2 protein-coding genes are annotated in these 6,000 nt (G+C 69.2%); both read right to left on the minus strand.

Features of this window, described 5'->3' with window-relative positions; genetic code table 11:
* Positions 1 to 15 precede the first annotated feature (15 nt).
* Positions 16 to 1,350 (minus strand): hypothetical protein, encoded by a 1,335-nt coding sequence (locus LVJ94_06270; GenBank protein ID WXB06838.1) that lies wholly within the window; start codon positions 1,348 to 1,350, stop codon positions 16 to 18.
* A gap of 23 nt (positions 1,351 to 1,373) precedes the next feature.
* Positions 1,374 to 5,933 (minus strand): SDR family NAD(P)-dependent oxidoreductase, encoded by a 4,560-nt coding sequence (locus LVJ94_06275; GenBank protein ID WXB06839.1) that lies wholly within the window; start codon positions 5,931 to 5,933, stop codon positions 1,374 to 1,376.
* Positions 5,934 to 6,000 lie beyond the last annotated feature (67 nt).

Raw genomic sequence — 6,000 nt, forward strand, 5'->3', positions numbered from 1 at the left:
ATATTCCTTTTGCGATCAGGGCTGTCCGCCGAGGGCGCGGTAGATCATGCCGGGGGAAAGGAGCGCCGACGGTGGGCTCACCAGGTGGAGCACTTCGAGCATGCGCTGGCTGACGGTTGCGGAGACCGAACCCGCGCGCATCAATCGCTGCATGTACCAATTGGCCATGCGCCGTGCTGCGGCGACCAGGAAGGGCGTGGGCCCGGCGGTGCCGGGAAGGGTCAGGTCGCCGCCGGTGGCCATCTGCCAGAGCGGAACGACGGATTTGGCTGCCCGCCGGTAAAATGCGCGGGCAAGTTGAGCATCGAGGCCCGGGGTGCGCTCCAAGGTGGCATCGAGGGCCTCCGACTGCAAGGCCGCAGACGTCATGCCCTGTCCATAAACGGGATTGAGGCTGCAAATGCCGTCGCCGAGTACGATGAGGCCGTGCGGCAGACGCGCGGCTCGCTCGAAGTGGCGCAGTTGGCTGGAGAGAAAGCGATACCCCACGACGGGGCCGAGCGGCTCGGATCGGGTCAGAAGATCGGCCACCACGGGGCTGGGGAGGCTCTTGGCGAATGCCAAATAGCCGGCGTCGTCGGTGGGCGGATGATCGCCGTGATACCCCGCGAGCGTGACCACCCAGCGCCCCCTTTCCATGGGATACAGGGCGCACAGTCGCGTGGGCGGATCGGCGGAGACCATGGCAAAGCGCCAATCGCGCATTTCTCCTTCGGGCGGGCGGATGACGCGTGTCGCATAGCCCACGTCGATGGTCACGTTGTCCGTGGGGGGCGGCTCGTAGCCGAGCGGCGCGAGCCAGCGCAGCGATCGGGCGCCCCGGCCCGATGCGTCCACCACGAGATCGGCGCGGTAGGTCACTCCATTGCCCAGCCGCACCCCGGTGATGCGCCGGCCGTCGTCGGTGCTCGTGAGATCGGCAATGGTCGTCTCGGCGCGGAAGGTCACGCGCCGCAAATCGCGAACGCGCTCCCGCACATGGTGCTCGAGCAACGAGCGCGAGCAGGCCGGCATTTTCAAGTCGGAATCGAATCGAACGCGCGTGCCCCCATTCATGTAGAAATGACCGTCGCGCGTGAGGCTGATGGGGACGGCACCGCCGGCGATCAGGTCCTTGGTGAACCCCGGAAACCATGTTTCCAGGCGGCGCTGGCCGGCGATGAGCAGGCCGTGAAAGTGACGGCCTTGGGGGACCCCGCGTCGGTCGGTCGGGCTATTGGGCAATGCATCACGCTCGAAGACGGTGACGTTTTGGAAGTGATTGGCCAATGCGCGGGCTGCGCAGAGACCGGCCATGCTCGCGCCAATGACGATGGCCGAACCACGCGGATGGTCGAGTTGCTTGGACATGGGGTCCTCCGTTCTGGGTTGAATTAAAGCCAATCGTGAATGGCGCGCGCCGATGCGCCTGCGTGTTCGGCAATCATGGTGACGTGGTCGCCCGGTATTTCGATGACGTCGTGCGGGTGCTCCCAATGCGCGCGCCATGCGTCGCCGTCGCCCATGCCCGGCAGCGGCTCCGCGACCCGAATGACCAAAGTGCGTGCGGCTATGGGCGCGGGTCGGTAGCCGGCGAAGAGGCGGAAGTACCACATCATGGCGGTGAGCTCGTCGTCCATGCGGGGTGCGGAGTCGAGCTGCCCCATCCAGACGCGCCGCAGGGCCTCTTGGAAGCGCGGTGGGACCTCGTCGGGCAGGTACGTATCGAGCAGCACCACACCGGCGGGCGAAACGCCGCGGCGTTCGAGCTCGCGCGCGACTTCGTAGGCGATCCACCCGCCCGAGGAACATCCCATGAGGGCGAAAGGTTCGTCGGCGCTATATCGAAGTACGGTATCGGCATGATCGCGAATGACCGCGGCGGCTTCGCGGGGGAGCGGCTCGCCGGTGCCGAATCCGGTGTGCGGGAGAACCCACGTTTCGCGGAGTTCCTTGAGCGATGCCGCCAGGCGGGCGTACTGAATGGGGCCCGTCGGCGCGGCGAGCGAGGGAAAGCAGAACAGCCGCGGTCGCGCCTCGCCCCGTGCGAGGCAGACCGGTGCAGGGGCGCTGCCTTGCGAGGCCTCGGAGGCCATGCGGGGAGCACGGGCGCGGGCGGCGATTTCGAGGAGCTCCCAGGCGTGGTCGTGCTGGCCTTCGGCGTACGCTCTGCGAAACAGCGCGAGCAGGCCCGCGGGGAGATCGAGCGCGGGCGCGGTATCCCCGTCGTCGTGCTCGGCCTCGAGCTTTCGCAGGATGGCCGCGGCGGCCTTGCGCGGTGTGGGGGACTCGAAAAGAAGGGCGGCCGGCAGCTTGATCCCGAGGTGCGCGCTCAGTTCTTGCCGCAGCTCGACGGCCATGAGCGAGTTCAACCCGAGCTCGAGCAGCGATCGATCGTGCGCCATGTCGCGTGCCGAACGAAGGCCGAGTTTCTGCGCCGCTTTTTCGCAGAAGATGTCCAGCACCGCCCGGACGCGCTCCGCCTCGGGCAGTCGCTTGATTTTCGCGCGAAGGAGCGGTGATGCCGAGGACGCGTTGCGCGAGGGCGCGGCGATGAGGGCGCGAAGCAGCGGCGGAATGGCTTCGCCCGAGCCCGAGCGGGAAAGGGAGGTGCGCATGCGGGCGAGGTCGAAGGCCACGGGCACGGAGAGCACGTCACCCGATTCCAGGGCGCGTTCGAAGAGGCGCATTCCTTCGTCCACCGCGAGCGGCGCGAGGCCGAGGCGGGCCATGCGCGCGATGTCCGCCTGCTGGAGGTGTGCCGTCATGTTGCTTTGCACGGCCCAGTAGCCCCAGGCGAGGGCGGTCGCGGAGAGCCCGCGCGTCCGGCGGTGGTGGGCGAGGGCGTCGAGGAAAGCATTGGCCGCCGCGTAGTTGCTTTGGCCGGGGCCGCCGAGGAGCCCCGCGACGGAGGAGAACAGCACGAAGAAGTCGAGTGTGAGGCCTTCCGTGGCGCGATGCAGGTTCCACGCGCCGGCGACCTTCGGCGCCATGACCGCCGCAAAACGCTCGGCGGTCTGTTTGCGAAGGACCCCGTCGTCGAGCACCCCGGCGCAATGGAAGATGCCGCGCAGTCCCGCCAAGGTGGTGACCAGTCCACGCACCGCGTCGGGGTCAGCGACGTCGCACGCCGCCACGGTGACCGTCGTGCCCAGCGCACGCAGCGCATCGAGCGCCTGGATCGTCGCATCGTCGGTCGCCGGGCGCCGAGAGACGAGGGCGATGTGCCCGGCCCCGCGTTGGGCGAGCCATCGTGCGACCTCGAGGCCCAGCGCACCGAGACCACCGGTGACGAGGTACGTGGCGTGCTGCTCGATCGCGGGCAGGGCTTCGTCCGGCGAGGGCCCCGGGCGCACCAGCCGTGGCGCGAGCAGTTGGCCATCGCGAATGGCCAACTCGGGCTCGTCGTCCATCGCCAGTGCCGCGTCGAGCACCTTTGCGTCGACGTTGCCCGTGCCGACATCGATGAGGCGCAGCCCGAGCTCGGGGTGCTCGTTGCGGGCGGTGCGGCCGAGGCCCCAGAGCGGTGACTGCGCCAGCGACAGTGCGGGATCGGCATCGCCGGTCGCGACGGCGCCCCGCGTGAGCCATACGACGCGGCGGGGAGGCTCTTCGCGGGCCACGAGCGCCTGCAACTCGGCGAGCGCCTCGGCCGTCTGCGTGTGGGTCTTCGCGACCAGGGTCTCGGCATCGGTCGAGGGCGCGGGCCAATCGTGGAGGAACCCGTCGAAGCCCGGACGGCCCTCGCGGGCTGCAACGCGATCCCATCGCAATTCATATCGATGCCGCTCGGCGCCGGTCGCGCGGCGCATGGCTGCCTCGTCGGCCCGTTTCAGGCGAAGCCCGCGGAGCTCTCCGACGGGCACACCGTGGTCGTCATAAAGCACCACCTCGGCGCGATGGATTTCCTCGCCCTCGCCATGGCGTTCCACGTGGGCCCAGACCGCGGTGGCCCCTTCGCGCCACACGGTCATGCCCTCGAGGGAGAACGGCAGAAACATGCCTTGCTGGGCCTCGGCCTGCCACAGACCGAGCGCATGCAGGACTCCATCGAGCAGCGCCGGGTGCAGGGCGTACGTGCCGGCCTCGGATTGCAGCGCCTCGGGGAGCTCGCTGCGGACCCAGCGCCCGTTGCCGTCGCGGAACGATGCGCGCAGCGTCTGAAACGTCGGGCCATAGGCGAGGCCGTGCTCCTGCAGTGCGGCATAGTACCCGTCGAGCGACTCCGCCTCGGCGTGCTTCGGCGGAACCTCCCAGAGCGCGGGTGGGGGCGAGGGCAGGGCATCGCGCGGCTCGAAGGAACCCTCCGCGTGGAGCGTCCACACGACGTCGTCCGCGCGCTGGGCGATCGGGCTGCTATGGATGCGGACGCGAATGCCCTCGCCCGTGTCGTCGTCGGGGGCGACGCTCACCTGCAGGCGAAGCTCGCCGCGTTCGGGCACCAAGACGGGCGTGTGCACCATGGCTTCGCGCAGCACCAGCACCCGCGTGGGGTGGCTGCACGAGGCGGCCGCTTGCGCGAGCCCGAACAGGGCCACCCCGGGAAGAAGCGTCCGCCCGAGCGCCACGTGATCGCCGACCCACGCCGGCGTGCGTCGCGACGCGGTGCCGTTGAAGAGCCACGTCCCGCTGTCCGCGACCATGCTCGCGGCGCCGAGGAGCGGGTGTTTGCTGGGGATCCAGCTCGGGCCGCCCGAGGCCTTCGGCGCGCAGAGCCAATGCCGTTCGCGTTGGAAGGCGTACGTGGGAAGAGCGACCGTGAGGCCGGGCGGAAGGATCTTCGCCCAGTCGATGGCCAGGCCGTTCACGTGGAGCTCGGCGATCGAGAGAAGAACGCGGCCCATGTCCCCCTCGCCACGGCGCAGGGAGCCGGTGACCACGCCGCCGTCGTCGTTTTTCTCGGTCCCGCGTGCGCCGTCGAGGCTCGCGTGCAAGGTGAAGGTCAGCGTGGGCATGGGGCTCGCCTCGACGAAGAAGCGATGCCCATCGGCCAAGAGCCCCTGAACGGCATCGGCAAAGCGAACGGTGTGCCGCAGGTTGCGAAACCAGTACTCGGCATCCAGGGCGGTGTCCTCGAGCTTGCCCCCGGTGAGGGTCGAGTGAAACGGCACCTCCGGCGCCCGCGGGGCGATGACCGCGAGCTGCTGGAGGATCTCGTCGCGAAGCACGTCGACCTGGGCGCTATGGGAGGAGATGCCCACTTTGCGGGCGAAGACGTCGGCGCCCGCGAGCTCGGTCATCAGTGCGTCGATCGCTTCGTCGTCGCCGGAGACGACGGTGGAGCGCGGGCTATTGATCGCTGCGATGGCGAGGCGCTCACCCCAGCGCGCGAGGTAGGGCGTCAGGTCGGCGGCCGGGAGCTCGACGGCGGCCATGGCGCCGCGGCCTTCCAATTTTCCGAGCGCGCGGGCGCGCACCATGATGGCGCGGGCGCCGTCCTCGAGTGAGAGGGCGCCGGCGACGCAGGCGGCCGCGATTTCGCCTTGACTATGGCCCACGACGGCATCGGGTTCGATGCCCAAGGATCGCCAGAGCGCCGCGATCGATACCATCATCGCGAAGAGCGCAGGCTGCACCACGTCGATGCGCTCCAAGGAGGGAGCTCCCGGCTCGCCGCGAAGGACGTCGAGAAGCGACCAGTCGATGTACGGCGCCAAGGCCTGGGCGCACGCGTCGATGCGCGCGCGAAAGACGTCGGATGCCTCGAGAAGCTCGCGCGCCATCCCCGTCCACTGCGAGCCTTGGCCCGGAAAGACGAAGGCGATCTTCCCCGCCGTATCGGCATCACCCACCACGACATCGGCGTGCGCATTCCCCGCGCTCAACGCATCGAGGGCCGCAAGAACCGCCTCCCGCGTCCGCGCCACGACGACGGCGCGCCGCTCGAACGAACTGCGCGTCGTGACCAACGAGTGCGCCAGATCGACCAGCTTGAACTCCGGATGCGCCTCCATGTGTTCTCTAAGCCTTGCAGCTTGCCCGCGAAGGCCCGAATCAGTTTTGGCCGAGATAAGAAGCGCC

This window comes from Sorangiineae bacterium MSr11367, from assembly GCA_037157805.1.
Taxonomy (GTDB): domain Bacteria; phylum Myxococcota_A; class Polyangia; order Polyangiales; family Polyangiaceae; genus Pendulispora; species Pendulispora rubella.

What these genes read in the sequence shown, in the direction of transcription:
- LVJ94_06270 (WXB06838.1), bottom strand. Translation starts at nt 1,350, where the DNA reads ATGTCCAAGCAACTCGACCATCCGCGTGGTTCGGCCATCGTCATTGGC.
- LVJ94_06275 (WXB06839.1), bottom strand. Translation starts at nt 5,933, where the DNA reads ATGGAGGCGCATCCGGAGTTCAAGCTGGTCGATCTGGCGCACTCGTTG.